Source organism: Blastococcus sp. CCUG 61487, assembly GCF_005222955.1.
Lineage (GTDB): Bacteria > Actinomycetota > Actinomycetes > Mycobacteriales > Geodermatophilaceae > Blastococcus.
Window position 1 is genome coordinate 1 of sequence record NZ_LWUA01000284.1, and the last position, 2,345, is coordinate 2,345.

Genomic DNA, 2,345 nt, shown 5'->3' on the forward strand with positions numbered 1-2,345 from the left:
GAGGTCCGCGGCGCCGCGCCCCAGCTCGGCGAGGGCCGGCCCGGGCGCCCAGGTGCCGGCGTCGGTGCGCCGGACGAGGCGGTGCCCCTCCAGTGCCACGGCCAGCCGGTGGGCCGTCGCCCGGGGAAGGCCCGTGCGCGCGACGAGCTCGGCGAGGGTCGCCGGCTCCTCGGACACCGCACGGAGGATGGCGACCGCTTTGTCCAGAACGGCGACTGGGTTAGGCTGTCCCACAGAGCAATACTTGCATCTCATACAGTGAGACGGCAAGCAGAACGCACCCGGTGATCCCGGTGAGAGGACGAACCGTGCCGAAGACCCTGGCGGAGAAGGTCTACGACGCCCACGTGGTGCGCAGCGCCGCAGGCGAGCCCGACCTGCTGTACATCGACCTGCACCTCGTGCACGAGGTCACCAGCCCCCAGGCGTTCGACGGCCTCCGCGCCGCCGGGCGCACGGTGCGTCGTCCCGACCTCACGATGGCCACCGAGGACCACAACGTCCCGACGCTGGACATCCTCGCCCCGATCGCCGACCCGGTGAGCCGCGCGCAGATCGAGGCGCTGCGGAAGAACGCCGAGGAGTTCGGCATCCGCCTCGCCCCGATGGGCGACCGCGACCAGGGCATCGTGCACGTCATCGGCCCGCAGCTCGGCCTGACCCAGCCGGGCATGACCATCGTCTGCGGGGACAGTCACACCTCCACCCACGGCGCGTTCGGCGCGCTGGCGTTCGGCATCGGCACCAGCGAGGTCGAGCACGTGCTCGCCACCCAGACGCTGCCCCAGTACCGGCCCAAGCAGATGGCGGTGACGGTGGAGGGCGAGCTGCCCGCCGGCGTCTCGTCGAAGGACATCATCCTGGCCGTCATCGCCAAGATCGGGACCAACGGCGCCCAGGGCCACGTGATCGAGTACCGCGGCAGCGCCATCGAGAAGCTGTCGATGGAAGCCCGGATGACGATCTGCAACATGTCGATCGAGGCCGGCGCCAAGGCCGGGCTCATCGCTCCCGACCAGGTGACCCTGGACTTCCTGAAGGGCCGGCCGCACGCCCCCCAGGGCGCGGACTGGGACGCGGCGGTCGAGTACTGGTCGACGCTGCGCACCGACGAGGGAGCGGTGTTCGACGCGGAGGTCGTCATCGACGCCGCGACGCTGACCCCGTTCGTCACCTGGGGCACCAACCCCGGCCAGGGGCTGCCGATCGACGGCGTGGTCCCGGACCCGGCCGACTTCGCCGACGAGGGCGAGCGCCGGGCGGCCGAGCAGGCGCTGGCCTACATGGGCCTGACCGCCGGCACCCCGCTGCGGGAGATCGAGGTCGACACCGTCTTCCTCGGCTCCTGCACCAACGGCCGGATCGAGGACCTGCGGATCGCCGCCGAGCTGCTGCGCGGGAAGAAGATCGACCCGAACACCCGCATGCTGGTCGTCCCCGGCTCGGTGGGCGTGAAGACCCAGGCCGAGGAGGAAGGCCTGGACAAGGTCTTCCTCGAGGCCGGCGCCGAGTGGCGGGGCGCGGGCTGCTCGATGTGCCTGGGCATGAACCCCGACCAGCTCAAGCCGGGCGAGCGTTCGGCGTCGACGAGCAACCGCAACTTCCAGGGCCGGCAGGGCAAGGGCGGGCGCACCCACCTGGTGTCGCCGTCGGTCGCCGCCGCCACCGCCCTCACCGGGAAGCTGACCGCCCCCGCCGACCTGAAGGAGACGGTGACCCTCTGATGGACGCCTTCACCACCCACACCGGTACCGCTGCGCCGCTGCGGCGCAGCGCCGTCGACACCGACCAGATCATCCCGGCCGAGTACCTCAAGCGGATCACCCGCACCGGGTTCGAGGACGGCCTGTTCGTCGCCTGGCGCACCAACGAGCCGGACTTCGTGCTGAACAAGCCCGAGTACGCCGACGCGTCGATCCTGGTGGCGGGGCCGGACTTCGGCACCGGCTCGTCCCGCGAGCACGCCAACTGGGCGCTGCTCGACGGCGGCTTCCGGGTCGTCATCAGCTCGCGGTTCGCCGACATCTTCCGCAACAACTCGACCAAGTCCGGCCTGCTCACCGTCGTCCTCCCGCAGGAGCAGGTGGAGGCGCTGTGGTCGGCGATCGAGGCGGACCCGGCGACGCGGGTGACCGTCGACCTGCAGGAGAAGACGGTCAGCTACGGCGACGTCGTCGTCCCCTTCGAGATCGACGACTACGTCCGCTGGCGGCTGCTGGAGGGGCTGGACGACGTCGGCCTCACCGAGCGCCACCTCGGCGACGTCGAGGCGTTCGAGGCGACCCGTCCCACCTGGAAGCCGAAGGCCCTCCCCGCCCTCTAGGTGTACTGACCACGGACGTTGG

General features: G+C 71.3%; 3 protein-coding genes. 2 read left to right on the top strand and 1 reads right to left on the bottom strand.

Going from position 1 to position 2,345, the window contains the following annotated elements:
- Positions 1 to 255, bottom strand: a 255-nt coding sequence (locus tag A6V29_RS18815; protein WP_249933346.1) for a helix-turn-helix domain-containing protein, incomplete at its 3' end; no start/stop codon positions are given.
- A 53-nt stretch (positions 256 to 308) separates the two neighbouring features.
- On the opposite strand from A6V29_RS18815, the gene leuC reads away from it, so the two are divergent.
- Both leuC and leuD read left to right on the top strand, forming a co-directional pair.
- The gene (gene leuC, locus A6V29_RS18820) at positions 309 to 1,724 is read left to right on the top strand and encodes a 3-isopropylmalate dehydratase large subunit (protein WP_137161735.1); all 1,416 of its coding nucleotides are present in this window, start codon (positions 309 to 311) and stop codon (positions 1,722 to 1,724) included.
- On the top strand, positions 1,724 to 2,323 hold the full coding sequence (leuD, locus tag A6V29_RS18825; protein WP_137161736.1) for a 3-isopropylmalate dehydratase small subunit: 600 nt from the start codon (positions 1,724 to 1,726) through the stop codon (positions 2,321 to 2,323). The genes leuC and leuD overlap by 1 nt, the downstream gene beginning before the upstream one ends.
- Positions 2,324 to 2,345 lie beyond the last annotated feature (22 nt).

Excerpts from the sequence above, each read along its gene's own strand:
- leuD (WP_137161736.1), top strand. The coding sequence starts at position 1,724 with ATGGACGCCTTCACCACCCACACCGGTACCGCTGCGCCGCTGCGGCGC.